We start from the raw sequence: 26,532 nt of genomic DNA on the forward strand, positions 1-26,532 counted from the left end.
GTCAAGTCCTCGCGCGTCGGGACCGGGATCGGGACCGGTGCCGGTTCAAGTCCCGGTGCCGCGAGCCGATGGGGAACCGTCCAACCGGGGCCCTCAGGTCACCCGGCGACCCAGCGACCGGGAGGTCCACCATGACGACCACGACCCACGGGTCACGGGCGAAGGTCCGGCCCACCGGGCAGGAGCGGACCTTCTCCGCCGACGAGCTGATCGTCTCCAAGACCGACCCGCGCGGGCTCATCACCTACGCCAACGACGTCTTCCTGCGCGTGGGCGCCTTCGAGCGCCACGAGGTGATCGGGCAGCCGCACAACCTCATCCGCCACCCGGACATGCCCAAGGCGGTCTTCAAGCTGCTGTGGGACACCGTCTCCAGCGGCCACGAGCTGTTCGCCTACGTCAACAACCTCGCCGCGGACGGCGCGAACTACTGGGTCCTGGCCCACGTCACCGCCAGCAAGGACGCCTCCGGGCGGATCACCGGCTACCACTCCAACCGCCGCCGCCCCGCCCCGGAGGGGGTGCGCGCGGCCAGCGGCCTGTACGACGTGCTGCTGGCCGAGGAGCGCCGCCACGGCACCGGCAAGGCCGCCGTCGAGGCCTCCTCGGCGCTGCTGACGCGGATGCTGGCCGAGCGCGGCACCACCTACGAGGAGTTCGTGTGGTCCATCGTCCCCGAGGAGGCCCGTCCGTGAACCCGTTCCGCCGCACCGCCCGCTCGGCCACCGACGAGGCGGCCCTGTACCGCCGGGTCGTCCAGGAGGTCGCCGCGGTCTGCGAGAAGGCCGCCGCCGGTGACCTCGAGGCCCGCGTCGGGGAGGTCCCGGGGTCGGCGGCCGTCCCGGAGCTGGGCCGGCTCGCCGACGCGGTCAACCGGTCCCTCGACGTCTCCGACGCCTTCGTGCGCGAAGCCGGGGAGGTCCTGACCGCGGCCGCCGAGGGGCGCTTCCACCGGCGCCTGCTGACCGGGGGCCTGGGCGGTGCCTTCCGCCACGCCGCCGCCGCCATCAACGCCGGCCGCGCGACCGTGCAGGCGGGCAGCCGTGCCGCCGAGGACGCCCGCACCAGCCGCCTCGCGCTGGCCGACGAGTTCGAGGCCGGGGTGCTGGGGGTCTCCGAGCAGCTGGCGACCGCCTCCACGGAGCTGAGCGCCTCGGCGCAGGGCCTGGCCTCGGCCGCCGGCGCCGCCAGCGTCGAGGCCGACCAGGCGACCCTGACGATGCAGGCCCTCACCGAGGCCTCCCGGGAGATCCAGCAGGTCGTCTCCGTCATCAACGCGATCGCCGACCAGACGCGCCTGCTGGCGCTCAACGCCACCATCGAGGCCGCGCGCGCCGGGGAGGCCGGCAAGGGCTTCGCCGTCGTGGCGGCCGAGGTCAAGGAGCTGGCCGACCAGTCCGGCCGCGCGACCGAGCAGGTCAGCCAGCGCGTCGACTCCATCCGCCAGAACGCCCAGGACGCCGTCCGGGCGATCACGGGCATCGGCACGACCATCGGGGAGATGAACACCCTCGTGGAGGGGGTGCGCACCGCCGTCGACGGGTCCTCGGACTGGAGCTCGGCGCAGGACACCAGCGGGCTGTCGCAGCTGGCCGAGGAGCTGCGCTCGCAGATCAGCGGCTTCCTCACCGGCATGCGGAGCTGACGCCGGGCGGGCCCCGCCCGCCGCCGTCGCGTACCGTCGAACGCGTGTTCGACAGGGGGCGGCGGCGGCACGGCCCGCCGGGGTGGCCGCAGGAGGTGCCGCCCCCCGACGCCGAGGACGTGGAGGACTGGCGGGCCGACGCGGTCGCGTGGCTGCTCGACCAGGCCCCGCCGGAGTTCCGCGGCTACCGGGTCGTGCGGCACCACCCGGTGCTGCTGGCCTGGCTGGTGGCCCACCACGTCGCCGCCCAGCACGAGGCCGTGCGGCGGGCCACCGGCACCGCCCGCCGCGACCTGGCCCACCGGCTGCCCCCGGAGGTGGCCCCGGCCGTCTTCGACGTCCTGGAGCGCGAGGACCTGCGCCTGCGCCGCGTCGCCCGCGCCGTCGACCTGCTCCAGCAGGCCCTCGACGGCACGCGCTTCGTGCCCCGTCTGTGAACTGCTCGTGCACGGTTGCGCCGCGCGGGCGGGTTCAGGACGCCGCTGCCGGGGCGGCCTCCTACACTCGCCGAGTCAGACCGCTCGACCCCGCGACTCAGGAGGCCACCCCGCATGGGGCTGCTCGACACGATCCAGGGGCCGCAGGACCTCGCAGCTCTCACCGCCGAGCAGCTGCCCGAGCTGGCCGCGGAGATCCGCGACTTCCTCGTGGCCGCCGTCAGCCGCACCGGGGGGCACCTGGGCCCCAACCTCGGTGTGGTGGAGCTGACCATCGGTCTGCACCGCGTCTTCGACTCCCCGCGCGACCGGATCGTCTTCGACACCGGCCACCAGAGCTACGTCCACAAGCTGCTCACCGGGCGGCAGGACTTCAGCCGGCTGCGCGAGGCCGGCGGCCTGTCGGGGTACCCCTCGCGCGCCGAGAGCGAGCACGACGTGGTGGAGAACTCCCACGCCTCGACGTCGCTGTCGTGGGCCGACGGGCTGGCCAAGGCCTTCGAGCTGCGCGGTGAGGTCGACCGGCGCGTCGTGGCGGTCATCGGCGACGGCGCCCTGACCGGCGGCATGGCCTGGGAGGCGCTGAACAACATCGCCGCGGCCAACCGGCCCGTCATCGTCGTCGTCAACGACAACGAGCGCTCCTACGCCCCGACCATCGGCGGGATGGCCTCGCACCTGGCGACGCTGCGCACCACCCGCGAGTACGAGAAGCTCCTGGACTGGGGCAAGCAGTCCCTCAAGCGCGGGGGCGTCCCGGGCCGGCTGGCCTACGAGACGCTGCACGGCATGAAGCGCGGCATCAAGGACATCGTCGCGCCCCAGGGGCTGTTCGAGGACCTGGGCCTGAAGTACGTCGGCCCCGTCGACGGCCACGACACCGAGGCCGTCGAGCACGCCCTGCGCCGGGCGCGGTCCTTCGGCGGGCCCGTCATCGTCCACGTCATCACCCAGAAGGGCCGCGGCTACCAGCCGGCCCTGGCCGACGACGCCGACCACTTCCACGCCGTCGGCGTCATCGACCCCGAGACCGGCGAGGCCCAGGCCACCTCCGGCTCGTCGTGGACCAGCGTCTTCTCCGACGAGATGGTCCAGATCGCCGCCACCCGCCGCGACGTGGTCGGCATCACCGCCGCCATGCGCATCCCGGTGGGCCTGGAGGCCTTCGCCCAGGCCCACCCCGAGCGCGTCTTCGACGTCGGCATCGCCGAGCAGCACGCCGTCACCTCCGCCGCCGGCATGGCCGCCGGCGGCCTGCACCCCGTCGTGGCCGTCTACGCCACCTTCCTCAACCGCGCCTTCGACCAGCTGCTGCTGGACGTCGCGCTGCACGCCGCCGGGGTCACCTTCGTCCTGGACCGCGCGGGGGTCACCGGCCCCGACGGGCCCAGCCACCACGGCATGTGGGACCTGGCGATGTGCCGCCTCGTGCCGGGCCTGCGCCTGGCCGCCCCCCGCGACGCGCAGACCCTGCGCGAGGAGCTCGGCGAGGCCGTCGCCGTCGCCGACGCCCCCACGGTGGTGCGCTACAGCAAGGGCAAGGTCCCCGCGGCGATCCCCGCCCTGGCCCGCACCGGCCACGCCGACGTCCTGGAGGGCGAGCGCTGGGCCACCGGCGACGACGTCCTGCTGGTCGCGGTCGGCTCCCTGGTCCCGCGGGCCCTGGAGGTCGCCCGGCGCCTGCGCGCCCACGGCGTCGGCGTCACCGTCGTCGACCCCCGCTGGGTCGTGCCCGTCGACGAGGCCCTGGTGCAGCTGGCCCGCACCCACCGGCACGTGGCGGTCCTGGAGGACGGCTGCGAGGTCGGCGGGCTGGGCTGGGCGCTGGCCGCGGCCCTGCGCGAGCGCCACGACGCCACCCCCGTGCACGGCTTCGCCCTGCCCCAGCGGTTCCTCGACGTCGGCGACCGCGAGAGCCTGCTCGACGCCGCCGGCCTGGCCCCCCAGGACGTCGCCCGCGCCCTCGTCGAGGCCGTCGCCCAGGAGGCGGGCCAGGGACCGGGGCAGGCGGGCGAGCCCGGGCCCGCCGGGGAACCGGACGGCGTGGCGCCGCGCGCGGAGGAGTTCCCCTCGCGGTAGGCCCGGCGGGGTCAGACCCGCAGGTCCACCGGCCCCCGGTGCACGCCGAACCCCGCGGCCACCCACGCCTCGACGCCCCCGACGAGGTCGGTGGCCCGGTGCAGCCCGACCGCCCGCAGCGAGGCGGCCGCCAGCGACGAGCTGAACCCGTGCCGGCACACCACGACCACCCGCAGGTCCGGCCCGGTGGCCTCCGGGATGCGCCACGGGCAGGTGGGGTCCAGCCGCCACTCCAGGACGGTGCGGTCGATGACCAGCGCCCCCGGGAACTCGCCCTGCTCGGCCCGGTGCGCCGGGGTGCGGGTGTCCACGACGAGGGCGCCCGCGCGCTGCTCGACGGCCAGCTCGGCCGGGGTCAGCCGGTCCAGCCCGGCGCGCACCCGCGCGAGGTGGTCCTCGACGCTCACCCGGGCAGGACCTGCACGGGCAAGCCCCCGCGCACCGCGGCCAGGACCGTCGAGCCCGCCAGCGCCGTCCGCACCAGCTCCGCCAGGCCCTGAGCGCCGTCCCCGACGCCCTCGAAGCGCACCCGCGCCCCCGTCACCCGGCCCTCCTCGACGTCGACGTCGACGTGCACCCGCACGGCGTCGAGCCGGGGGTCGAGCGGGTCGGGCGCGGCGTACCGGAGGTCGTTCGCCAGGCACCCCGCCAGCGCCAGGGCCAGCAGCTGGCCGCCGTTGAACCCCAGACCGGCGCCGCCGGCCACCCCCTCGGGCCGGTCCACGACGACCGAGCGGCCCCCGCTGGTGCCGACCGAGGCCCCCGTGCCCGGCAGGGGACGGGTCACCGCGCTGATCGTCGTCACCGTCGCCACCACCGTCGCCTCCGGCGTCAGGCCGCCTCGCGCTCGCGGGCCGCGTGCTCGAGCATGTCCGCCAGCCGCCACGCCTCGGCGCGGCTGAGGTGGAAGCCCAGCTCCCGGTGGGTGCCCAGACCGGAGTAGATCGCGATGCCGGACAGGTTCGGCTCGTGGCCGTCGTCCTCGATCACGCTCAGGCAGATCCACGGCTTGATGCCCGGGCGGAAGTGCGCCATCCGCATGGGCGGCACGTGCTTCTCCCCCAGGAGGTAGGGCACGAGCATCCGCGCGTACGCCAGGTCGTAGACCTCGGTGCGCCCCTCGGCGCGCAGGAAGACGTCGTTGCCGACGATCGAGACGGACTCCGCCGCTGTGGCTCCGAGCTGCACGCCCCCATTGGACCGGACGAACCACCTCCGTGTCACTTTCGTGACCCGGCTCGCGGTCCGGCCGCGCCGCCCGCCGCCGGCTACTGCCTGCCCGCCAGCACCTCCTCCACCAGCCGCGGGTTCGTCGGCGCCAGCGCCACCTCCTCGCGCGTCACCAGCACCGGCCGGCGCAGGCCCCGCTCGGCCGGGTCGGTCGCCACCCACGCGGCGCCGACGTACGCGGGGTCGATGCGGGTCAGATCGAACCAGCCGCGGGTGCGGTCGGGGACGGCGACCGCCCGCAGCAGGTTCCCCGGGGACCGGTCCGGACCGGCGACGAGGTGCTCGCGCAGGGTCCGCGACGCCAGCAGCGTCGGCACGTCGCACCCGCCCACCGGGCGCAGGACGCCGTCGCCGGAACCACCGGCGTCGCGCACCAGCCGCTCCACGACCAGCGCGCCGAACCCCTCCAGCCGCGCCAGGTCCGCCTCGCCCGGCAGGACCGGGCGCCCCGTGGCCCGGGCCGAGACCTCCGGCAGCGGCAGCAGCCGCTCGCTGCGCCCGCGGGGCACGACGACGCCCAGCCCCAGGTCCAGCGCCCCGCCCAGGAGCCCGCGGTGGGCCCAGCCGGCGGCGGGGTGCCGGTCGGCGCCCACCGGGACGGCCAGCGGGACGACGCGGGCGTCGTCGCGGTGCAGCTCGGCGTGGGCGTGCAGCAGGGCGGCCACCCGCAGCCGGGCGGTCTCCTCCGGGGCCTCACCGGCCGCGCGCGCCAGGTCGTCCCAGGCCAGGTCGGCGGTCCCGGGCAGGCGCACGCCCTCGTCGTCGAGCTCCAGGTCCAGGTCGTCGACGACGCTGGTGGCGAGCACGCAGCGCCGCAGGAGAGCCCGGACGGGGGACGGCTGATCGGTGCTCACCCCACCGACCGTAGGCGAGGGCGGCCGCCGGACCCCGTCGGCGTCGCCCGGACGGGTCAGCGTGTCGCCAGGTGGAACCACACCGTCTTGCTTGGCGCGCCGCCCTCCCACGGCTGGGGCCAGCCCTGCCCGTCCTGCTCGCCGCCGTCGCTGCTGTAGACGCCCCACGTCGTGGCCAGCGCGTCGACCAGCGCGATGCCCCGGCCCCCGACGGCCTGCGGGGTCTGCGGCATCAGCCGCGGCCCGCGGCCCTCGGCGTCGGTGATGCCGACGAGGATCCCCTCGTCGTCGTGGCTCAGCGTCAGCACGACCGGCCCGCGGCCGTGGTCCAGGGCGTTCTGCACCAGCTCGCTGGTCAGCAGCTCGGCGATCCACCGCCGTGCGGACGGCAGGTGCTCGTCCGGGCAGTGGTCGCACACCCAGTGCCGCGCCATCGCCGCGGCGGACAGGTGCTCGTCCAGGGTGAGACGTTCCACGTCCACCTCCGTCAGCGTCGGCCGTCGTCACCGCGTCGTGACCACCCGACCATGACGCACGGACGGGGACCCGGCAAGGCGGGAGGTGTCAGCGTGCTCAGCCGGCGGTGGTCCCGCCGCCCGGCCCCTGCGGCGGCACGGTCTCGACGGGGGTCTCGACGGGGGCCTCGACCCTGGCCTCGACCAGGGCCCGGGTGACCGGCTCGACGACCAGGTCCAGCTGCCAGTCCCGGGCGCCGCGCGCCGCCAGCGCCGCCCGCACCCCCGCCGCGTCCAGCGGCGCGGGCGGCGACCACACCACGCGGCGCAGCGCGTCCGGCTGCAGGAGGTTCTCCACCGGCAGGTCCAGCTCCCCGGCCAGCGCCGTGACGACCGCGCGCGCCGCGGTCAGCCGCGCGGCCGCCAGCGGGTCCTTGGCCGCCCACGCCCGCGGCGGCGGGGGACCGTCGCTGCGGGGGGTGTGCGCGGGCAGGTCGGCCTCCGGCAGGGCGCTGCCGCGGGCCACGGCGTCGAACCACAGCGGCAGCCGCGACCGCGAGGCGCGGCCGGTGAACCCCGGCGTGGAGGCCAGGGCCTGCGCGGTGCGCGGCACGGCGCGCGCGGCCGCGACGATCGCGGAGTCGGGCAGCAGCCGGCCGGGGGAGGTGTCCTTCTCCCGGGCCTCGCCGTCGCGGGCCAGCCACAGCTCCCGCACGACCGCCAGCTGGCGGCGCGAGCGCACCGCGTGCAACCCCGAGACCCGCCGCCACGGCTCGGCCGGCGGCGCCGGCGGGGGAGTGGCCGCGACGTGCGCGAACTCCTGCCGCGCCCACTCCAGCTTCCCCTGCGCGGCCAGGCGCGCGGCCAGGGCCTCGCGCAGCGGCACGAGCACCTCCACGTCGAGGGCCGCGTAGTTCAGCCACGGCGCGGGCAGCGGCCGCGTCGACCAGTCCACGGCGGAGTGCTCCTTGGCCAGCCGCAGCCCCAGCAGCTCCTCCACGACGGCGCCCAGCCCCACCCGCGGCAGTCCCGCCAGCCGGGAACCCAGCTCGGTGTCGAACAGCGTCGTGGGCCGCATCCCCAGGTCCACCAGGCACGGCAGGTCCTGGTTGGCCGCGTGCAGCACCCACTCCACGCCGGTCAGGGCCTCGCCCAGGGCCGACAGGTCCGGCAGCGCCGCCGGGTCGATCAGCGCCGTCCCGGCGCCCTCCCGGCGCAGCTGCACGAGGAAGGCGCGCTGCCCGTACCGGTACCCCGAGGCGCGCTCGGCGTCCACCGCCACCGGCCCGGTGCCGGCCGCGAACGCCGCGACGACCTGCGCCAGCGCGGCCTCGTCGGCCACGACCGGCGGCAGGCCGTCGGAGGGTGCCGACAGGAGCGGGAGCTCAGGCTCTTCGACCTGGTCCGGCTCGGTCGGCGTGGAAGTCACCGCCCCACCGTACGTGACCCCTCAGGTCAGGCGGCGCAGGACCAGCGGTGTCGCCCCCCGGCTGTCGTAGCTGACCACCTCGACCCGCAGACCCTCGTAGTAGCTGCCGAGGAACGTGCGCTGGTCGACCCGCGCCCCCGCGGCGTCCAGGTAGACGTCGGTGGCCGGGTCCAGCCACAGCCGGAAGGTCGTCGAGGACCCGCTCGTCTCGCCCGGTACGGCCTCCTCCCGCACCACGCCGACGTCGACCCGGTCCACGTGGTCGGGCGGGCTGCCCCCGGCGAACCGCAGGTACCCCTCGACCTCCTGCAGCCCGAAGGGGTTGCCGAAGGCGAACTCGCCGCTCGGCATCCGGGTGGCCGTCAGGACGTCGCCCACCTGCAACCGGTCGGTGAAGATCGTCCGGTCGCCGTCGTCGACGAAGGTCGGTTGCGGGACGCCGTCGGGGTAGGTCCACCCCGGGCAGTCCACCGAGTAGCAGACCGGCCAGAGGTTGAACCGCACCTCACGTCCGTCGACCACCCCCGTCACCGAACCCGGCCACCGTCCGGCGGTCTGCCCGGTGTAGATCAGCACCGCCGTCTGCCCCACGGCGCCGTCCCACGCGTCCGGCCAGCGGCCGGACTCGGCGGCCAGCGACGGCGCGTCGGCGCGCATCCGCTCCAAGACGGAGCTGCTGACCGCGTCCCAGCCGCCGACGAGTTCGGCCGTCCGCAAGGAGGCGGCGTGCGTCCTGGCGAACGACTGCGCGGCGCCGGGAGCGTCCGGTCCGGCCACCAGGAGCACGCTGGCCCCCCGTTCCCCGGCGACCGGCCCGGCGGCCAGCGCGTCCACCCGGTACCCGTTGGCCACGAGCACCTCGGCCGGGGCCGGCGGGCCGTACGCGTCCGCGATCGCCGCAGCCGTCCCGGTCCGGTCCGCGCCGGCCAGGCGTCGCACCCCGCTCAGGCGGGCGGCGCGCGCGGCGGCCGCGGCGGTCGCGGTGCTCACCGCCGACTCCGCCCCCAGGACGGTCACGGTGGTGACCGACGGGCTGGCCGCCAGCGCCGCGGCGCTCACCGGGGGCAACCGGTCGCGGGCGGTCAGCACGACGGGCACACCCGCGCGGTAGGCGACCGGGGCGGCCGCCAGCGCGTCCGCGGCCACGTCCCCGGCCGCCACGTCGGCGCGGGCCACGAACACCTCCGCCGGGGCCGGCGCACCCGACGCGGCCGCCGCCCGCCACACCGCCACCGACGTGGCGTACCGGTCCTCGCCGGCGATCCGCGAGAGCGCGTAGCCGTCGTCGTCGAGGACCTCCAGGCTCTCGTCCGAGACCGACGGCGCCCCGCCCACGACCACGACCTGCTCGGGGTCGATGGCCTCGATCGCCCGCACCGTCACGTCGGGCAGCTCATCGGCGGTGCTCAGCAGGACCGGGGCGTGCAGGACACCCGCCAGGTAGGACGCGCTGAGGGCGTCGATCCCCCCGTTGACCCCGTTGGCCAGGACGACGGTGTCGGCCCGGGAGAACGTGCGCAGCGCCAGCAGCGCCGCCGTCTCGAACCGGTCCGAGCCGGCCGTCCGCGGAGAGCCCGCGGGCCACCCGGGATCCTCGGCCGCCGCAGCGTGCGGAGCGGACAGCACCAGGACGGGCACGAGGACGGGGACGACGAACGCCGCCCACCGGAGGCGGGCGGCGCGTCGGGCGGCGAGGGTCACGGTGCTACTGGATCACACCCGCGCGCAGCGTGATGGCCACCATCTCGGCGCGGTCGCCGGTCCCGAGCTTGCGGGCGATGCGCGCCAGGTGGCTCTTCACCGTCAGCGCCGACAGGCCCAGCAGCGCGCCGGTGTCCTTGTTGGAGCGGCCGTCGGCGACGTGCTGGAGCACCTCCACCTCGCGCTCGGACAGCGAGTCCACGCCGGACTCCCCGCCGCGACCCTCGAAGCCCACGCCCTCGGGGCGGGTCGTCACCAGGTAGCAGCGCACCCCGGCCGCCACCGCGCCGCGCACGGCGAACGGGTCGGCGTTCGAGGACAGCACGACGCAGCGGTTCCAGCCGGCCGCGCGCAGCTCCGAGACCAGCTGGGCGCCCGAGCCGTCCGGCAGGCCGGCGTCGGCGATGAACAGGGCCCGCGGGCCGGTGCGGGCCATCGCGCGGGCCTGGGCCACGCTCGTGGCGTGCTCGACGTTCACGGCGCCGAGCATGCGCAGCGTGCGCGTGACCGATTCGCGCACCGCGGGGTCCGCGACGGCGACGAGGGCCGCGAAGCGGCCGAGACGGGAAGGAACGGCCATCCCGGGGCGTTCGACGAGCGCAGTCACCGTCGTCCTCCTGCAGCGGAAACGGCGCACCCCTCGCGGGCACGCCTCTGGTTGCTGAGGAGGTGATCGGCCACCCGGGGGGTGGCCTTGAACGTTTGGTGCAGGTCGGCCTCAGCGGCTGCGGCGTCCGAGGGACATGACGCCCTCGGGCAGCGGCGGCAGACCCGCCACCGTGCACACCAGCACGCCCCACGCCCGCAGGTGCGCGTCCAGCTGGTCGGGGTCCTGCGGCGTCCACGACGCCCGCAGCTCCACGTCCACCGACGCCTCCCGGTCCGCCAGCGCCCCGTAGCCCTCCGACAGCACCCGCGTCACCGTGCCCCCGACGCCGCCGGCCAGCGCGCCGGCGCTGGCCAGCCCGTCCTCCAGCCACGACCAGCCGACCGCGCCCAGCACCGGGTCGGACCCCAGCTCGGCCTCCAGGTCGGCCCGCACGTACGTCACGACGCGGAACGTCCCGCCCCACTCCTGCGGGGCGGAGGGGTCGTGCAGCAGGATGAACCGCCCGGTCGCCAGCTCCTCGCCGTCGACGACGACGTCACCGGCCACGGCCCAGGCGTGCGGCGCGATCCGGGCCGGCGCGGGCACCTCGGTGAGCACCACCTCCGAGCGCAGGCGGACCTCGCGCACCGCGGCCACCGCGGCCTCGAAGGCCGCCGGGGCGACGGGCGCACCCGGGGGTCGACGCACGCTCACGCCACGGAGCGTAGGCACCGCACCCCGGCGGGGGGTGCTGCCACGCCGTGGGAGCATCGCCCCCGTGAACTCGCCCTACCTGCACGCCGCCCGCGGCGGGACCAGCCCCTCCCGCACCCCCGTGTGGTTCATGCGCCAGGCCGGGCGGTCCCTGCCGGAGTACCGCGAGGTCCGCGCCGGGACGACCATGCTGGAGTCCTGCCACCGCCCCGAGCTGGTCGCCGAGATCACCCTGCAGCCGGTGCGCCGGTACGACGTCGACGCGGCCGTCTTCTACTCCGACATCGTCGTGCCGCTGGAGGCCGCCGGCGTCGGCGTCGAGATCGTGGCCGGCACCGGTCCCGTCATCGCCGAGCCGTTCCGCACCCGCGCCGACCTGGACCGCCTGCCCGAGCTGTCCCTGGACGCCCTCGCGCACGTCACCGACGCGGTGCGGCTGACGACCGGGGAGCTCGGGGACGTGCCGCTCATCGGCTTCGCCGGCGCCCCCTTCACCCTGGCCAGCTACCTCGTCGAGGGGGGCCCCTCGCGGGACCTGCTGCGCACCAAGGCGCTCATGCACGCCGACCCGGGGCTGTGGCACGACCTCGCCGCCCGCCTGGCCCAGATCACCGGCACCTTCCTGCGGGCCCAGGTGCTCGCCGGCGCCTCCGCGGTCCAGCTGTTCGACTCCTGGGTGGGCTCGGTGCCGCTGGCCACCTACACCGAGCTCGTCGCCCCGCACTCGGCCGCCGCCCTCGCCCACGTGGGGGACCTGGGCGTGCCCCGCACCCACTTCGGCACCGGCACCGGTGAGCTGCTGGGCGCCATGGCCGCCGTCGACGGCGGCGTCGACGTCCTCGGCGTCGACTTCCGCGTCCCCCTGCACGTGGGGGCCGCCCGCGGCCGCGAGGGGGCCGGCCGGCCCGTCGCGGTCCAGGGCAACCTCGACCCGGCCCTGCTGTTCGCCCCGTGGGAGGTGCTGCGCGCCGACCTGCACCGCATCCTGCGCGAGGGCGAGCTCGCCGGTGCCGGGCACGTCGTCAACCTCGGCCACGGCGTCCCCCCGACCGCCGACCCCGCCGTCCTGGAGCGCGTCGTCGACGAGGTCCACGCGTGGCGCGCGTAGTCGTCGTGGGGGCCGGGGTCTCCGGCCTCACCGCCGCCTGGCAGCTCGCGCAGGACCTGCCGGCCGGGGACGAGGTGGAGGTCCTGGAGGCCGCCGCCCACGTCGGGGGCGTCCTGCAGCGGCGCGACGTCGGCGGGCTCACCGTCGACGTCGGCGCCGAGTCGGTGCTGGCGCGCCGGCCCGAGGCGACCGGCCTGGCCGCCGAGCTCGGCCTGGACCTGGTCCACCCCGCCACGACCCGCGCGTCGCTGGCCACCGAGGACGGTCTGCGGCCCCTGCCGGCGGGCACCGTCATGGGCGTGCCCCGCACGGCCGACTCCGTGCGGGGCCTGCTCGCCGCCGCCGACGTCGACCGGGTCCGCGACGAGCCGTCGCACCCGGCCGCCCCGCTGGAGCACGACGTGAGCGTGGCGCGGTACGTCGCCGACCGCGTCGGCCCCGCCGTGGTGGACCGCCTCGTCGAGCCCCTGCTCGGTGGCGTCTACGCCGGCCACGCCGCGCAGCTGTCCCTGCGGGCGACCGTCCCGGCCCTGTGGGCCCACGCCCGCCGCGGCGGTTCGCTGCTCGCCGGACTGGGCCCGGCCCCGGCCCCGAGCACGGCCCCGGTCTTCGCCGGTCTGGCCGGCGGCCTGGCCCGGCTGCCCCTCGTCCTGGCCGAGCGCCTGCGGGCCCGGGGCGTCGCGGTCCGCACGGGCACCCCGGTGACGCGCCTGGAGCGCACCCCGACCGGCTGGCTCGTCGACGGGACCCCCGCCGACGCCGTCGTCCTGGCCGTGCCCGCCCCCGTCGCCGCCCGCCTGCTGGCCGCCGCCGTCCCCGCCGCCGCGGCCGAGCTGCGCGAGGTCGTCACGGCGGGCGTGGTCATCGCGGCGCTGGCCGTCCCGGCGGGGCAGCTGGCCGGCCTGGCCGGCTCGGGGGTCCTGGTGCCCCCCGTCGTGGGCGCGGCGCAGGGGCTGCGCGCCAAGGCGCTGACGCTGTCGGGGAACAAGTGGGACTGGGTGGGGCGGCAGAGCCGCGACCTGGCCGTCCTGCGCGTCTCCCTGGGCCGGGCGGGGGAGGGCGAGGCCCTGGAGGCCGACGACGCCGACGTCGTGCGCTGGGCCGCCGAGGACGCCGGGCGGCTGCTGGGGCGCCCGCTGCGCCCCGTCGACCACGCCGTCGTCCGCTGGGCCGACGGGCTGCCGCAGTACGCGGTGGGGCACGTGGACCGGGTCGCGCGGCTGCGCGCGGCCGTCGCCGCGACGGGCCGGCTGGCGGTCTGCGGGTCGGTGCTCGACGGCGTCGGGGTCCCGGCGTGCGTCGCCGCCGCCCGCCGGGCCGCGGCCGAGGTCACCGCGCAGCTCGCGGGTCGGCCCGGGGCGGAGGCCGGCGCGGTGACCGCGAGGGGCTGAGGGAGAATCGGGGCATGTCCGAGCACGCAGCCCCCACCGCCGACCAGATCAACGACACGATCGCCTACACCATGTGGTCGGTCTTCGCCGTCGAGACGACCCTCGGCGAGGCCGATCGGGCCGCGTACGCCCAGGAGGTCCAGGACCTGCTCGACGAGCTCACCGGCAAGGGGCTGGTCGTCCGCGGCCTGTACGACGTCGCGGGCCTGCGCGCCGACGCCGACCTCATGTTCTGGTGGTACGCCCCGACCGTCGAACTGGTCCAGGAGGCCTACCGCCGCTTCCGGACCACCCGCCTGGGCCGGCACCTGACGCCCGTGTGGTCCGTCGTCGGGCTGCACCGCCCGGCCGAGTTCAACCGCGGCCACGTCCCGGCCTTCATGTCCGGGGAGCGGGCCCGCGACTACATGAGCGTCTACCCGTTCGTGCGGTCCTACGACTGGTACCTGCTGCCCGAGGACGAGCGCCGCAAGATGCTGCGCGACCACGGGCTGGCGGCGCGCCCCTACGAGGACGTGCGGGCCAACACGGTCTCCGCGTTCGCGCTGGGGGACTACGAGTGGATCCTCGCCTTCGAGGCCGACGAGCTGCACCGCATCGTCGACCTCATGCGCGAGCTGCGGAACACCGAGGCCCGCCGCCACGTCCGCGAGGAGGTGCCGTTCTTCACCGGGCCCCGGGTCGAGCTGGGGGAGCTGGTCTCCACCCTGCCCTGACCCCGGCCCGGTCGCGCCGGCTCAGACCTGGCGGTAGTCCTGGTCGGAGTCGGACGCCGCGGCCGAGGAGGGGTCCACGTCGGGCTCCTCCTGGGCCAGGCGCGTCTCCAGCGTCTCGTCGTCCCGGTCGCCGTCGGCGATGAGCTCGGCGGTGAAGCCGCTCAGCCGGTACTCCGGCTCCCACCCCTGGTCGTCCTGGTCGTCGCGCATGAGCGTGTCGGTCGACAGGACCTCGGGGTCGTCGGCGGAGGGGGAGGCGTCCGGGTCGACCTGCTGGAGGTCGGGGTCCGCCAGCGGGTCGACGTCGGGGTCGCGCGGTTCGTAGGGCTGCTCGCTCATGCAGCCCAGCCTGCCTCAGGCCTGCGTGGGCCGCAGGGTGAGGCTGATGGAGTTGATGCAGTACCGCTGGTCGGTGGGGGTCGGGAAACCCTCGCCCTCGAACACGTGGCCCAGGTGCGAACCGCAGGTGGCGCAGCGCACCTCGACGCGGCGCATGCCCAGGGAGTCGTCCTCGAGCAGCTCGACGGCCGAGGAGTCCTTCGGGTCGTAGAACGCCGGCCACCCGCAGTGGGCGTTGAACTTCTCGTCGCTGGTGAACAGCTCGGCCCCGCACGCGCGGCACGCGTAGACGCCCTCGGTCTCCTCGTCCTCGTACTCACCGGTGAACGGGCGCTCGGTCCCCGCCTGCCGCAGCACGTGGTACTCCATCGGGTCCAGCTGGGCGCGCCACTGCTCGTCGGACTTGGTGACGCTGTAGGTCTTGCCGCTGGTCTCGGGGGTGTGCGCAGTCATGTCCCGTCCAACCCTCCCGGGCGTGGTGGTGTTCCGTCAGCCCAGCCGCGTGGTGCCGGCGTAGACGTGCAGGACCGGCACCCCCAGGCTGTCGCGGGCCTGGGAGGCCCAGTCGGCGTGGAAGGTGTCCTCGACGGCGTGCGGGCGCGTCACGACGACGAGCTCGCGCGCGTCGGGCTCCTCCGCCAGCGCCCGGCGCACCGCCGGCAGCGGGTCGTCGTCCGTCGTGCGGCCCTCCACGGTCAGCCCCTCGGCGCGCAGCGCCTCCACGGTGGCGCGCAGCGCGGTCTCGGCGTCGGCGCGCGCCGCGTCGGGGGCCGGCTGCCCCGCGCGCAGGTCCGCCAGCGCCTGGCGCAGCTCCCCGAGGCTGAGGCGGTCCAGGACGTCGGCGAGCAGGTTGCGGTGGGTGTCGGCGGGCACCAGGACGAGGTGGCGCACGTCCTGGCCCTCGGCGCGCTCGGCGGCGTGCAGCCCGGCGACGTTGCGGGCGTCGACGTCACCGAACGCCTCCTCGGTGAGGACGACGACGGTCCAGGGCTGGGTGTCTGCGGTCGGCACGGCCACGACCCTAACGGCGGCCCGGGGCGGGGGTGCGTGCGCCCGGGACCGCCGCGTCCGGCAGGATCGGGCCGTGATCAGCTCCGGACGGCTGCGCCGGGCCGCCCCCGCGGCGCTCTTCGGGGTGGCCGGGGTGGCCCACCTGCTGCGGCCGGAGGGCTTCGACGCCATCGTGCCCCGGGTCCTGCCGGGCCGCCCGCGGTGGTGGACGACCGGTTCCGGGTGGGCCGAGCTGGCGCTGGCGGCCGGTCTGGCGCTGCCGGCCACGCGCCGGCCCGCCAGCCGGGCCGGGGTCGTCCTCCTGCTGGCCGTCTGGCCCGCCAACGCGCAGATGGCCCTGGACGCCTGGCGCTCGGGGTCGGTGGCCCGGCGCGCGGTGACGACCGCCCGGCTGCCGCTGCAGGTGCCGCTCATCCGCCTGGTCGCGGCGGCCGGCCGGTGAACGGGCGCCGGGCCGCGGCCGTCGGGGCCCTCGCCACGACCGCCGCCGCGACGGTGACGGGGGTGGCGCTGACCGGGGCGGCCGTGTCCTTCGCGCGGGCCGTCGTCACGCCGCGCCGGCACAAGCCCGACGACCTGGAGGTCCTGCAGGTGGGGCCGCGGCGCGTGGTCCTGTCGGCCACGGCGGACACCGTCGTGCCCGGCCGGTACGGGGTGTGGACCGACGGCGGGCGGGGCCACTTCCGGGTCGGGGACGTCCTGGAGGCCGGCCCCGGGCGCGTCACCCGGGAACTGCTCGGCGTCGACGCCGGGACCCCGGTCCCCGGGCACGCCCGCTGGAACCAGTACTACTACGCGGGGGACCCCACGACGGCCCTGGGCCTGGAGCACCGGGACCTCACGGTCCGCAGCGCGGTCGGCGACCTGCCCTGCTGGTTCGTCCCGGGGGACTCCCCGACGTGGGCGGTCCTCGTGCACGGCCGCGGGGCGACCCGCGAGGAGGCGCTGCGCGCGGTGCCCGCCCTGCACGCCCTGGGCCTGCCGTGCCTGGTCCCCAGCTACCGCAACGACGCCGACGCCCCGCAGGCGGAGCCGGGCCTGTACGGGCTCGGGGACACCGAGTGGCACGACGTGGAGGCCGTCGCCCGGTACGCCCTGGACCACGGCGCGCAGCGCCTGCTCCTCGTGGGCTGGTCCATGGGCGGGGCGATCCTGCTGCAGCTCGTGGCCCGCTCGGACCTGGCCGCCGAGGTCGTCGGGCTGGTCCTGGACGGCCCGGTCGTCGACTGGTTCGACGTGCTGGACCACCAGGCGCGCCAGCGCGGCGTGCCGGTCCGCCTGGGCCGCTACGGGGTGCAGCTGCTGGGGCACCCGCTGGGCCGCCGGCTGGTGGGGCTGGAGGGCCCGGTGGACCTGCGGACCATGGACTGGGTCACGCGCGCCGAGGAGCTCTCGCTGCCCGTGCTGCTGCTGCACTCCGACGCCGACGACTACGTCCCGTCCGGCCCCTCGCAGCGGCTGGCGCGGGCCCGCCCGGACCTGGTGACGTACGTCGGCAGCTCCACCGCCCGGCACACCAAGGAGTGGAACGTCGACCCCGCGGGGTGGGAGTCGGCCGTCACCGAGTTCGTCACGTCGAAGCTGGAGGTCGGAGGGTGAGCGTCGCGCACGCGTTGTGGACCACCGGGCCCGGGACGGTGGAACTGCGTGAGGAGTTCCTGCCCGTCCTCGGGACCGCGGACGTGCAGGTACGGGCGGAGTTCTCCGCCGTCAGCCGCGGGACCGAGTCGCTGGTCCTGGCCGGGGGCGTGCCGCCCAGCCAGCACGACGTCATGCGCGCCCCCTTCCAGGCCGGTGAGTTCCCCTACCCCGTGAAGTACGGCTACCTGTCGGTCGGCACGGTCGAGCAGGCCGGTCCCCGGGCGCTGGACCTGGTGGGGCGCAGGGTCTTCTGCCTGCACCCCCACCAGGACCGGTACGTCGTGCCGGCCGCGGCCGTCCTGCCCGTCCCGGCCGGTGTCCCGGCGGGGCGGGCCGTGCTGGCCGGGATGCTGGAGACCGCCGTCAACGGCGTCTGGGACGCGGGGGTGGGCATCGGCGACCGCGTCAGCGTCGTGGGCGCGGGCGTGCTCGGCCTGCTCGTGGCGGCCCTGGCCGCCCGGGTCCCCGGCACCGACGTCGAGGCCGTCGACGTGCGCACCGACCGCGCCGCCGCCGCCGAGCGGCTCGGGTTCGCCCTGGTCGCCCCCGACGACGCCCGCCGCGGCCGCGACGTCGTGCTGCACACCAGCGGCACCGGCGCGGGCCTGACCACCGGCCTGCAGCTGCTCGGCGACGAGGGGCTGCTGGCCGAGCTGAGCTGGTACGGCGACCGCAGCGTCCAGGTCGGGCTGGGGGAGGGCTTCCACTCCCGCCGGCTGACGATCCGCGCCTCGCAGGTCGGGAAGGTGCCCCCGGCGCGGGCCCCGCGCTGGACGACCCGCCGGCGCCTGGCCCTGGCGCTGGACCTGCTGGCCGACGAGCGCTTCGACGCCCTGCTGGACGGCGTGACGCCGTTCGCGACGGGCGCCGAGGTGCTGCCGCGCGTGGCGGCCGCCGACGGCGGCGCGCTGTGCCACCGGTTCAGCTACTGAGGGGACCGGCCCGAGCGCGGGGGCACCGTTCCGGGCCGGGGGCGGCGCCGTGACGACTCCTCCCGCCGCCACCGTCGCCGAGGTCCTCCCTCGTGGCGGCCTGCCAGCCGCGTCGCAGGGGGCTCCCAGCCCGCCGCGGCAGGTTCGGTCCCGCCCCCGCGTCGTCGCGGGCGGCCGGAGCAGGAGGGGGCGCGGTGACGAGGCAGCGCACGGGACGGGGACCGCTGGCGGTGAGCCTGCACGACTCCGGCGCCGGGCACCCGCGGCTGTCCGTCGGCGACGGCCACGGGCTCGTCGTGGTGCTGCCCGTGCCGGTGGGAGCGCTGCCGCGGGTCCGCCACCACCTCGCCGACCCCGGGACCGGGGGCGCGTGCGACGTGGAGCTCCTCGACGACCGCGGCGAGGTGGCCTCGCGGTGGGGGAGCGTGGCGCGGCCGGGGGAGGCGGCGGCCCTGGCCCTCGCGCTGGTGGCCGCGGACCGCACCCTCGCCCGGGCCCGGGTGGTGCCCGTGGGCGGCGGCGGCTGAGCGCACCGGCGGGTCCCCGTCTCCCCGCCGGTCCCAGTGGCAGACCGCGCGCGGCGTCGAAGCGCTGCGGCCAGCCGGGGAGTTCCCCCACGTCTCGTGCACGTCGGTGCCCCGGCGCAGGTGGCTGGTGGGCGGGCGCTACGCCCGCGCCGTCCCGACCCGCGCCGGCGCCGGGGCCCAGCGGTGGAGCCGGGCGGTGGGGATCAGACGGGGACGTAGTCCATGGTGTCGGGGTGCCCGCCGATGCGGCCGGCGTCGCCCTGGTCCAGGGCGGTGATGAGGGCCAGGTCCTCCTCGGTCAGCTCCACGTCGAAGAGGTCGAAGTTCTCCTCCACGCGCGAGCGCGTCACCGACTTGGGGAAGACGATGTCGCCGCGCTCGATGTGCCAGCGCAGCACGACCTGGGCCGGGCTCTTGCCCAGCCGCTGGGCGACCTCGGTGATCGTCGGGTTGTCCAGGACCTTGCCCTGGGCGATGGGCGACCAGGCCTCGACGCCGATCTGGTGTTCACCGCAGTAGGTGCGCACCGCCTCGTTGCCGAAGTACGGGTGCACCTCGATCTGGTTGACCGCGGGCACGACGGTGGTCTCCTGGGCCAGCCGCTGCAGGTGCGGGACCTGGAAGTTCGACACGCCGATGGAGCGCAGGCGGCCGTCGGCGCGGGCCTCCTCCAGCACCTTCCACGTCGAGACGAAGTCGCCGCCGTACAGGGTCGGCAGCGGCCAGTGGATGAGGTACAGGTCGATGGGGCCGCCGAGCTTGTCGACCGAGGAGTCGATCGCGGCGCGGGCGGCGTCGGGTTCGTGGGCGGCGTTGCTGAGCTTGCTGGTGATCCAGACGTCCTCGCGCGGCACACCGGAGTCCAGGACGCCCTGGAGCGTCTCGGCCTCGTTGCCGTACATCTGCGCGGTGTCGAGGTGGCGGTAGCCGACCTCCAGGGCGGTCCGCACGGCGGCGGCGGTCTCGGCCGGCGGGATCTGGAAGACCCCGAAGCCCAGCTGGGGGATCTCACGGCCGTCGTTGAGCAGGATGGTGGGAACGGTCACGGCCCCGATCCTGGTGCGGGCGGGTCGGGCGCGCACGCGGGGAGTTCCGGGAGTACGTTCTGCGACGTGGGCCTGAAGACGTTCCTCGAGGGGTGGCCGGTCTACCGGCAGCTGACCGGCGACGACCCGCTGGGTCGTGGCGCGGCGACGCAGTCGGCGCGCTCGAAGTCGCTGACGCCCCGCACCGCCACCGCCGACCGCGTCGCGAAGTCGGTCTGCCCGTACTGCGCCGTGGGCTGCGGCCAGCGCGTGTACGTCAAGGACGAGAAGGTCGTGCAGATCGAGGGCGACCCGGACTCCCCGCACTCGCGCGGGCGGCTGTGCCCCAAGGGCTCGGCCAGCGAGCAGCTGGTCAACGGCGACTCGCGCGCCACGAGGATCCGCTACCGCGCGCCGTACGCGACGGAGTGGTCCGACCTCGACCTCGACACCGCCATGGACATGATCACCGACCGGGTGCTGGACGCCCGGCGGCGCGGCTGGCAGGACGCCGACGCCCAGGGCCGGCGGCTGAACCGGACGATGGGGATCGCCAGCCTCGGTGGTGCGACGCTGGACAACGAGGAGAACTACCTCATCAAGAAGCTGTTCACCGCCATGGGCGCGATCCAGGTGGAGAACCAGGCGCGCATTTGACACTCCGCCACGGTGCCCGGTCTGGGTGCCTCGTTCGGTCGTGGTGGAGCCACCGGTGACCTGCAGGACCTGAGCAACGCCGACGTCATCGTCATCCAGGGCTCGAACATGGCCGAGTGCCACCCGGTCGGGTTCCAGTGGGTGATGGAGGCCAAGGCGCGCGGCGCGAAGGTCTTCCACATCGACCCGCGCTTCACCCGCACCAGTGCGCTGGCGGACACGTACGTCCCGATCCGCACCGGCACGGACATCGTCCTGCTGGGGGCGGTCATCAACCGCGTCCTGACCCAGGAGCGGGACTTCCGCGAGTACGTCGTGGCGTACACCAACGCCTCGCACCTGGTGAGCGAGGACTTCCAGGACACCGAGGACCTCGACGGCCTCTTCTCCGGGTTCGACCATGAGACGCGGTCCTACGACACGTCCTCGTGGCAGTACGCCGGCGCGGAGGAGCACGGCGACGAGGAGGAGGAGACCGCCGAGTCCAGCGACAGCGAGTCCGGCCACGCCCTCGGCTCCGGGGGCGCCGCGGTGGACCACCGGTCCATCCAGCGGGACGAGACCCTGCAGGACCCGCGCTGCGTCTACCAGGTGCTCAAGCGGCACTTCGCCCGCTACACCCCGGAGATGGTCGCCGACGTGTGCGGCATCCCGGTCGACGTGTTCGAGGAGCTCGCCGAGGCCTGGATCTCCAACTCGGGCCGGGAGAAGACCGCGGCGCTGGTCTACAGCGTCGGCTGGACCCAGCGCGGCACGGGCGTGCAGTACATCCGCGCCGGTGCGATCCTGCAGCTGCTGCTGGGGAACATGGGCCGGCCCGGCGGCGGGGTCATGGCGCTGCGCGGGCACGCCTCCATCCAGGGCTCGACCGACATCCCGACGCTGTACAACCTGCTGCCGGGGTACCTGCAGATGCCGCACGCCGAGCGGCACCCGGACCTCGCGGGGTACGTCGACGCGATCCGTGGCACGAACCAGAAGGGGTTCTGGGCCAACGCCGACGCCTACACCGTCAGCCTCCTGAAGGCGTACTTCGGTGAGAACGCCACGGCGGAGAACGACTACCTGTTCGACGACCTGCCGAAGATCAGCGGTGACCACGGCACCTACAGCCAGGTCATGGACATGATCGAGGGCGGGAAGATCTTCGGGTACTTTCTGCTGGGGCAGAACCCGGCCGTCGGCTCGGCCAACGGCCGCGCGCAGCGCCTGGGCATGGCGAACCTGGACTGGCTCGTCGTGCGGGACCTCGTGATGATCGAGAGCGCGACGTTCTGGAAGGACGCACCGGAGGTCGAGACCGGCGAGATCGTCACCGAGCAGTGCCGCACCGAGGTGTTCTTCCTGCCCGCCGCCTCCCACGTGGAGAAGGAGGGCACGTTCACCCAGACCCAGCGGCTGCTGCAGTGGCGCGAGAAGGCGGTCAACCCGCCGGGTGACGCCACCAGCGAGCTGTGGTTCTTCTACCACCTGGGCCGGCGCATGCGGGAGAAGCTGGCCGCGTCCACCGACCCGCGCGACCAGCTGCTGCTGAAGCTGGCGTGGGACTACCCGCTGCACGGCGAGGAGCAGGAACCCAGCTCCGAGGACGTGCTCCGGGAGATCAACGGCTACGACCGCACGACCGGGGAGCTGCTGCCCGGGTACACGGCGCTGAAGGCGGACGGGTCCACCTCCAGCGGGTGCTGGATCTACTCCGGGGTCTACGCCGACGACGTGAACCAGGCCGCGCGCCGCAAGCCCGGCCGTGAGCAGTCGCTGCACGCCCCCGAGTGGGGCTGGGCGTGGCCCATGAACCGCCGCATGCTCTACAACCGGGCCTCGGCCGACCCCGACGGGAAGCCGTGGAGCGAGCGCAAGGCGCTCGTGTGGTGGGACGAGGACGCGCAGCGGTGGGTGGGCGACGACGTCGCCGACTTCGAGGCGACCAAACCCCCCTCGTACCGTCCCCCGGAGGGGGCGACGGGCGTGGCGGCCATCGCCGGTGACGACCCGTTCATCATGCAGAGCGACGGCAAGGGCTGGCTCTACGCGCCCAAGGGCGTCGTCGACGGCCCGCTGCCGGCGCACTACGAACCGGCCGAGTCCCCGTTCCGCAACGCCGTCTACACCCAGCAGGCCAACCCGGCCCGGGAGATCTACACCAACCACCTCAACGAGGTGCACCCCTCGCCGCCGGAACTGGGCAGCCAGGTGTTCCCCTTCGTGTGGCTGACCTCCCGGCTCACCGAACACCACACGGCCGGCGGCATGAGCCGCTACCTGCCCTACCTCGCCGAGCTCCAGCCGGCCCTGTTCATGGAGGTCTCCCCGGAGCTGGCGCGGCTGCGGGGGCTGGAGCACCTCGGCTGGGCGCACGTGGTCACGGCCCGCGCGGTCGTGGAGGCGCGCGTGCTGGTCACCGACCGGCTCACGCCGCTGAAGGTCCAGGACCAGCTGGTGCACCAGATCTGGCTGCCCTACCACTGGGGACAGGGCGGCCTGACCACCGGTGACGTCGTCAACGACCTCATGCACCTGACGCTGGACCCGAACGTCCACATCCAGGAGTTCAAGGCCGGGACGTGCGACGTGCTGCCGGGCCGCCGGCCCCGGGGCGGCGCGGTGCTGGAGCTGATCGACGAGTACCGGGTCCGGGGCGGGGTCACGATGGCCTCCGGGGCCGTGGCCGTCACCGCCGACCTCATCGCCCGCGGCGGCCGGGGCGTCGCCGACCTCGCCGAGGGCGGCGCGACGCAGGTGGGGGCCGGGCACACCAGCGACCTGCTCGAGAAGGTCGTCGGGGTCCGCCACGACACCCGCTCCCGCCCGGGGGACCCGCAGCAGAACGGTGTCGACCCGGCGGTGCTCGACGCGCACCCCGCAGAGGGCCTGGACGAAGGAGGGGACCGCTAGTGGTCTCGCTGGACAACCTGTCGAGCAGCCTGTACGGCCGGCTCGACGACCCCGCGCGCGACGCGGGGTACGCCGACCCGCCGCCGCGCAAGGGGTTCTTCACCGACACGTCGGTGTGCATCGGCTGCAAGGCCTGCGAGGTGGCCTGCAAGGAGTGGAACGCCGTCCCCGAGGACGGCATCGACCTGCTGGGCCTGTCCTACGACAACACCGGTGGGCTCGGCGCGGACTCCTGGCGGGCGGTGGCGTTCATCGAGCAGTCCCGCCCGGTGGGGAACCAGACCTCCCCGTTCGCCGGCACGGCGACGGGCCCGTCCTCCGAGCAGCTCCAGCAGGACGCCGTGGCGGCCGGGTTCGACGTCTTCGCCGAGGCCGAGCGCCTGGGCACCGGTGTCGCCGGCGGTCACCCGCTGGCCGAGCGGGCCCACGAGAACCGCGGCGGCGGGTGCGGCGGCAGCTGCGGCGGCGGCGCGGCGGCCACGTCGGCCACGGCCCCGGCGGCGCCCGCGGCCCGGGAGTCCGGCGGCCAGTTCCTCGGGATGCCCGGGATGCTGGCCCCCGCGCCGCTGCCCGACCGCGACGGCCGCTCGGACGTGCGCTGGCTGATGATGTCCAACGTCTGCAAGCACTGCACGCACGCCGCCTGCCTCGACGTGTGCCCCACGGGGGCGCTGTTCCGCACCGAGTTCGGCACCGTCGTGGTCCAGCAGGACGTCTGCAACGGCTGCGGGTACTGCGTCTCGGCCTGCCCCTACGGCGTCATCGACAAGCGCGAGGGCGACGGCCGGGCCTGGAAGTGCACGCTGTGCTACGACCGCCTCGGGGACGACGAGACCCCCGCGTGCGCCAAGGCCTGCCCGACGGAGTCCATCCAGTTCGGCGACCTCGACGAGCTGCGCGAACGCGCCGAGCGCCGCCGCCAGCAGCTGCACGACGTCGGCGTCACCGAGGCGCGGCTGTACGGGGAGGACCCCGACGACGGTGTCGGCGGGGACGGGGCGTTCTTCCTGCTGCTCGACGAGCCGGAGGTGTACGGCCTGCCGCCGGACCCTGTCGTCACCACGCGCGACCTGCCCTCGATGTACAAGCACATGATCGCCGCGGCGGGTTTCATGGTCCTCGGGGTCGCCGCGGCCGCGCTGGGGAAGCGATGAACCCGGCGCCGTCGCAGCGCACCCCGCACCAGCCCGGTCAGCCCGGGTCCGAGCACGTGCCCGGCACGGACCCGATCGGGGGTCAGGCGGCCCGCATGTGGGACGCCGGGATGGGCCGGCGCAAGGGCGGGGGCAGGAAGCGGCGCGGCGACGTCAACGCCGTCGTCCCCGACGCGGAGTTCCGGTCCTACTACGGCCGGGCCGTGCTCAAACCCCCCGTGTGGACCCACGAGATCGCCTACTACCTGTTCGCCGGCGGCCTCGCGGCGGGGTCCTCGATGCTCGCCGCGGTGGCCGACGCCCACGGGCACGTCGCCGCGCGCCGGGTCCTGCGGACCACGTCGCTGGGCGCGGTGGGCGCCAGCGCCTACTTCCTCATCGCCGACCTGGGCCGGCCCGAGCGGTTCTACAACATGCTGCGGGTGGCGAAGGTGACGTCGCCCATGTCGGTGGGGACGTACATCCTGTCGGTGTTCGGCCCGCTGTCCGGCGTCGCGGCCGCCTCCGAGCTGGCGGCGCTGCTGCCCGAGCGCGGCCCGCTGGGGCTCGTGCGCCGACTGGCCCGGCCCGCCGGGTCGGTGGCCGGGGTGGGCGCCGCCCTCACCGGCCCGCTGCTGGCCACCTACACCGCGGTGCTGTTCGCCGACACCGCCGTGCCGAGCTGGCACGAGCCGTACCGCGAACTGCCGTTCGTCTTCGGCGGCAGCGCCCTGGCCGCCGGGGCCGGGACGGCGCTGCTGCTGGCGCCCACGGCCCAGACCGGTTCCGCCGCGCGCGTCGCGGCGATCGGTGCCACCGTGGAACTCGCTGCCGCGCACCGGATGGAGACCTCGCACGGGCTGGTCAGCGAACCCTTCCACCTCGGGCGCCCGGGGAAGTTCCTCACCGCTGCCCGGACGCTCACCGCGTCCGGTGCCGCCGGTGCGGTGCTCAGCCGCGCGCTGCCCACCCGGGTGGCCCGGGTGGTGTCCGCCGTCGCGGGGGCGAGCCTGCTCGCCGGGTCGTTCCTGACCCGCATGGCGGTCTTCGAGGCCGGGGTCGCCTCCACCAAGGACCCCAAGTACGTCGTCGTCCCGCAACGGGAACGGCTGGAGGCGCGTCGGCGCGCCTCCTGAGCCGCCCGTCGTCCCCAGGAGGTCCCATGGCGTACAAGACGCCCGACCAGATCGCCGTCGCCGCCGCCGCCAGCGGTGAGAAGAAGGCGCACCTGCCCGTCTCGAAGATGGTCGTCGGCGGTTTCCTCGCCGGGGCGTACATCGCCTTCGCCGGGTTGCTCGCCGTCGACGTCACGGCCGGGCTGGACCCGGCGATCTGGGGCGGGGTGACGACCCTGCTCACCGGGGCCGTCTTCAGCCTCGGCCTGGTGCTCGTCATCATCGCCGGGTCCGAGCTGCTCACCGGGAACATGGCCCTGGTGCCCATCGCACTGCTCACCCGGCGGACCACCCTGGGCCGGCTCGGCCTGAACTGGGGGGTCGTCCTCGTCGCGAACCTGCTCGGGGCGCTGTTCGTGGCGTACTTCCTGGCCGTGCAGACCCACGTCATCGGCGCCGAGGGCTCGGCCACCTTCACCCGGCTGGCCGCCATCGCCACCGGCAAGGCCGTCACCGAGGACGAGACGACGATCTTCCTGCGCGCCATCGGGTGCAACTGGCTGGTGTGCCTGGGGGTGTGGATGGCCATGGCCGCCGAGGACGTCGCCGGCAAGGTGCTGGCGATCTTCTTCCCCATCACCGCGTTCGTGGCGCTCGGGTTCGACCACGTCGTGGCGAACATGTTCTTCCTGCCCGCCGCGCACTGGGCCGGGGTGCCCGGGTTCGGCTGGGGCGACATCGTGCGCAACTGGGTGTTCGCCGGCCTGGGCAACGTCGTCGGCGGCGGGGTGTTCGTCGGGCTCGCCTACTGGTTCCTGTACCTGCGCGGGCGCGGGGCCGACGCGACGTCGGCCCCGGCGGCCACCTCGGACGGGGCCGGGACCGCCGGGGCCCCGCACCGCTGAGGAC

The 26,532-nt window shown here is 75.6% G+C and carries 27 protein-coding genes and 1 pseudogene; 15 read left to right on the forward strand and 13 right to left on the reverse strand.

What is annotated here, in order from left to right:
* Positions 1 to 131 precede the first annotated feature (131 nt).
* The 4 genes from BJ968_RS20475 (at position 132) to dxs (ending at position 4,161) form a co-directional block, all read left to right on the forward strand.
* On the forward strand, positions 132 to 695 hold the full coding sequence (locus BJ968_RS20475) for a PAS domain-containing protein (RefSeq protein ID WP_179754968.1): 564 nt from the start codon (positions 132 to 134) through the stop codon (positions 693 to 695).
* Positions 692 to 1,645 (forward strand): methyl-accepting chemotaxis protein, encoded by a 954-nt coding sequence (locus BJ968_RS26965; RefSeq protein ID WP_343078184.1) that lies wholly within the window; start codon positions 692 to 694, stop codon positions 1,643 to 1,645. The genes BJ968_RS20475 and BJ968_RS26965 overlap by 4 nt, the downstream gene beginning before the upstream one ends.
* Positions 1,646 to 1,689: 44 nt before the next feature.
* Positions 1,690 to 2,082 carry a hypothetical protein gene (locus BJ968_RS20485; RefSeq protein ID WP_343078185.1) on the forward strand — a complete coding sequence of 131 codons (393 nt, stop codon included), beginning with the start codon at positions 1,690 to 1,692 and terminating at the stop codon, positions 2,080 to 2,082.
* A gap of 114 nt (positions 2,083 to 2,196) precedes the next feature.
* On the forward strand, positions 2,197 to 4,161 hold the full coding sequence (dxs, locus tag BJ968_RS20490) for a 1-deoxy-D-xylulose-5-phosphate synthase (protein ID WP_179754970.1): 1,965 nt from the start codon (positions 2,197 to 2,199) through the stop codon (positions 4,159 to 4,161).
* 11 nt (positions 4,162 to 4,172) lie between these two features.
* Here the strand turns inward: dxs and BJ968_RS20495 are convergent, their stop codons facing one another.
* From BJ968_RS20495 to BJ968_RS20535, 9 genes are all read right to left on the reverse strand, one after another.
* Positions 4,173 to 4,568, reverse strand: a complete 396-nt coding sequence (locus BJ968_RS20495) for a rhodanese-like domain-containing protein (RefSeq protein ID WP_179754972.1) — start codon at positions 4,566 to 4,568, stop codon at positions 4,173 to 4,175.
* The gene (locus BJ968_RS25110) at positions 4,565 to 4,948 is read right to left on the reverse strand and encodes an OsmC family protein (protein ID WP_179754974.1); all 384 of its coding nucleotides are present in this window, start codon (positions 4,946 to 4,948) and stop codon (positions 4,565 to 4,567) included. The genes BJ968_RS20495 and BJ968_RS25110 overlap by 4 nt, the downstream gene beginning before the upstream one ends.
* Before the next feature lie 44 nt (positions 4,949 to 4,992).
* The gene (locus tag BJ968_RS20505; protein WP_179754976.1) at positions 4,993 to 5,349 is read right to left on the reverse strand and encodes a hypothetical protein; all 357 of its coding nucleotides are present in this window, start codon (positions 5,347 to 5,349) and stop codon (positions 4,993 to 4,995) included.
* Between the two features lie 80 nt (positions 5,350 to 5,429).
* The gene (locus BJ968_RS20510) at positions 5,430 to 6,245 is read right to left on the reverse strand and encodes a hypothetical protein (RefSeq protein ID WP_179754978.1); all 816 of its coding nucleotides are present in this window, start codon (positions 6,243 to 6,245) and stop codon (positions 5,430 to 5,432) included.
* Positions 6,246 to 6,301: 56 nt separating this feature from the next.
* Complete coding sequence (locus BJ968_RS20515) at positions 6,302 to 6,727, reverse strand: ATP-binding protein (RefSeq protein WP_218885203.1); 426 nt, start codon at positions 6,725 to 6,727, stop codon at positions 6,302 to 6,304.
* 91 nt (positions 6,728 to 6,818) lie between these two features.
* Positions 6,819 to 8,129 carry an HRDC domain-containing protein gene (locus tag BJ968_RS20520; protein WP_179754980.1) on the reverse strand — a complete coding sequence of 437 codons (1,311 nt, stop codon included), beginning with the start codon at positions 8,127 to 8,129 and terminating at the stop codon, positions 6,819 to 6,821.
* Positions 8,130 to 8,150: 21 nt separating this feature from the next.
* The gene (locus BJ968_RS20525; RefSeq protein ID WP_179754982.1) at positions 8,151 to 9,830 is read right to left on the reverse strand and encodes a cell wall-binding repeat-containing protein; all 1,680 of its coding nucleotides are present in this window, start codon (positions 9,828 to 9,830) and stop codon (positions 8,151 to 8,153) included.
* 4 nt (positions 9,831 to 9,834) lie between these two features.
* Positions 9,835 to 10,437: a LuxR C-terminal-related transcriptional regulator gene (locus BJ968_RS20530; RefSeq protein WP_179754984.1), complete on the reverse strand. Its 603-nt coding sequence runs from the start codon at positions 10,435 to 10,437 to the stop codon at positions 9,835 to 9,837.
* A 111-nt stretch (positions 10,438 to 10,548) separates the two neighbouring features.
* Complete coding sequence (locus BJ968_RS20535) at positions 10,549 to 11,133, reverse strand: DUF3000 domain-containing protein (RefSeq protein WP_343078186.1); 585 nt, start codon at positions 11,131 to 11,133, stop codon at positions 10,549 to 10,551.
* A 64-nt stretch (positions 11,134 to 11,197) separates the two neighbouring features.
* Here BJ968_RS20535 and hemE point away from each other — a divergent pair, with 64 nt between their 5' ends.
* The 3 genes from hemE to hemQ are packed head-to-tail and all read left to right on the forward strand — an operon-like array spanning position 11,198 to position 14,348.
* On the forward strand, positions 11,198 to 12,241 hold the full coding sequence (hemE, locus tag BJ968_RS20540) for a uroporphyrinogen decarboxylase (RefSeq protein WP_425491537.1): 1,044 nt from the start codon (positions 11,198 to 11,200) through the stop codon (positions 12,239 to 12,241).
* Positions 12,229 to 13,632, forward strand: coding sequence for a protoporphyrinogen oxidase (hemG, locus tag BJ968_RS20545; protein ID WP_179754990.1), 1,404 nt, complete (start codon positions 12,229 to 12,231; stop codon positions 13,630 to 13,632). Before hemE ends, hemG begins: the two co-directional genes overlap by 13 nt.
* A 14-nt stretch (positions 13,633 to 13,646) precedes the next feature.
* Entirely contained in the window at positions 13,647 to 14,348 is a 702-nt protein-coding gene (gene hemQ, locus BJ968_RS20550; RefSeq protein ID WP_179754992.1) for a hydrogen peroxide-dependent heme synthase, read from the forward strand.
* A gap of 21 nt (positions 14,349 to 14,369) precedes the next feature.
* On the opposite strand, the gene BJ968_RS20555 is transcribed toward hemQ, so the two are convergent.
* Genes BJ968_RS20555 through BJ968_RS20565 form a run of 3 tightly spaced genes read right to left on the reverse strand, consistent with a single transcriptional unit; the run spans position 14,370 to position 15,698 of the window.
* Positions 14,370 to 14,687 carry a hypothetical protein gene (locus tag BJ968_RS20555; protein ID WP_179754994.1) on the reverse strand — a complete coding sequence of 106 codons (318 nt, stop codon included), beginning with the start codon at positions 14,685 to 14,687 and terminating at the stop codon, positions 14,370 to 14,372.
* Positions 14,688 to 14,702: 15 nt separating this feature from the next.
* On the reverse strand, positions 14,703 to 15,140 hold the full coding sequence (gene msrB, locus BJ968_RS20560; protein ID WP_179754996.1) for a peptide-methionine (R)-S-oxide reductase MsrB: 438 nt from the start codon (positions 15,138 to 15,140) through the stop codon (positions 14,703 to 14,705).
* Between the two features lie 36 nt (positions 15,141 to 15,176).
* Positions 15,177 to 15,698: a hypothetical protein gene (locus BJ968_RS20565; RefSeq protein WP_179754998.1), complete on the reverse strand. Its 522-nt coding sequence runs from the start codon at positions 15,696 to 15,698 to the stop codon at positions 15,177 to 15,179.
* Positions 15,699 to 15,774: 76 nt separating this feature from the next.
* On the opposite strand from BJ968_RS20565, the gene BJ968_RS20570 reads away from it, so the two are divergent.
* The 4 genes from BJ968_RS20570 to BJ968_RS20585 all read left to right on the forward strand — a co-directional run bounded on the left by BJ968_RS20570 (position 15,775) and on the right by BJ968_RS20585 (position 18,798).
* Positions 15,775 to 16,140 carry a DoxX family protein gene (locus tag BJ968_RS20570; RefSeq protein WP_179757112.1) on the forward strand — a complete coding sequence of 122 codons (366 nt, stop codon included), beginning with the start codon at positions 15,775 to 15,777 and terminating at the stop codon, positions 16,138 to 16,140.
* Positions 16,137 to 17,297 carry an alpha/beta hydrolase gene (locus BJ968_RS20575; protein WP_179755000.1) on the forward strand — a complete coding sequence of 387 codons (1,161 nt, stop codon included), beginning with the start codon at positions 16,137 to 16,139 and terminating at the stop codon, positions 17,295 to 17,297. Before BJ968_RS20570 ends, BJ968_RS20575 begins: the two co-directional genes overlap by 4 nt.
* Positions 17,294 to 18,271, forward strand: a complete 978-nt coding sequence (locus tag BJ968_RS20580; RefSeq protein WP_179755002.1) for a zinc-dependent alcohol dehydrogenase — start codon at positions 17,294 to 17,296, stop codon at positions 18,269 to 18,271. Before BJ968_RS20575 ends, BJ968_RS20580 begins: the two co-directional genes overlap by 4 nt.
* Positions 18,272 to 18,465: 194 nt before the next feature.
* A complete protein-coding gene (locus BJ968_RS20585) occupies positions 18,466 to 18,798 on the forward strand; it encodes a hypothetical protein (protein WP_179755004.1) in 333 nt (110 codons plus the stop codon).
* A 203-nt stretch (positions 18,799 to 19,001) separates the two neighbouring features.
* On the opposite strand, the gene BJ968_RS20590 is transcribed toward BJ968_RS20585, so the two are convergent.
* Positions 19,002 to 19,844 (reverse strand): aldo/keto reductase, encoded by an 843-nt coding sequence (locus BJ968_RS20590; protein WP_179755006.1) that lies wholly within the window; start codon positions 19,842 to 19,844, stop codon positions 19,002 to 19,004.
* 66 nt (positions 19,845 to 19,910) lie between these two features.
* Between BJ968_RS20590 and fdh the strand changes: the two are divergent.
* The 4 genes and pseudogenes from fdh to BJ968_RS20615 form a co-directional block, all read left to right on the forward strand.
* Positions 19,911 to 23,159 (forward strand): annotated as a pseudogene (gene fdh / locus BJ968_RS20600) (formate dehydrogenase); the annotation flags it as partial.
* A 215-nt stretch (positions 23,160 to 23,374) separates the two neighbouring features.
* Entirely contained in the window at positions 23,375 to 24,529 is a 1,155-nt protein-coding gene (locus BJ968_RS20605) for a 4Fe-4S dicluster domain-containing protein (RefSeq protein ID WP_179755012.1), read from the forward strand.
* Positions 24,526 to 25,644, forward strand: coding sequence for an NrfD/PsrC family molybdoenzyme membrane anchor subunit (nrfD, locus tag BJ968_RS20610; protein WP_179755014.1), 1,119 nt, complete (start codon positions 24,526 to 24,528; stop codon positions 25,642 to 25,644). The genes BJ968_RS20605 and nrfD overlap by 4 nt, the downstream gene beginning before the upstream one ends.
* 26 nt (positions 25,645 to 25,670) lie before the next feature.
* Positions 25,671 to 26,528, forward strand: a complete 858-nt coding sequence (locus BJ968_RS20615) for a formate/nitrite transporter family protein (RefSeq protein ID WP_179755016.1) — start codon at positions 25,671 to 25,673, stop codon at positions 26,526 to 26,528.
* Positions 26,529 to 26,532: the final 4 nt, after the last annotated feature.

Source organism: Kineococcus aurantiacus (genome assembly GCF_013409345.1).
In the GTDB taxonomy this organism is placed as follows: domain Bacteria; phylum Actinomycetota; class Actinomycetes; order Actinomycetales; family Kineococcaceae; genus Kineococcus; species Kineococcus aurantiacus.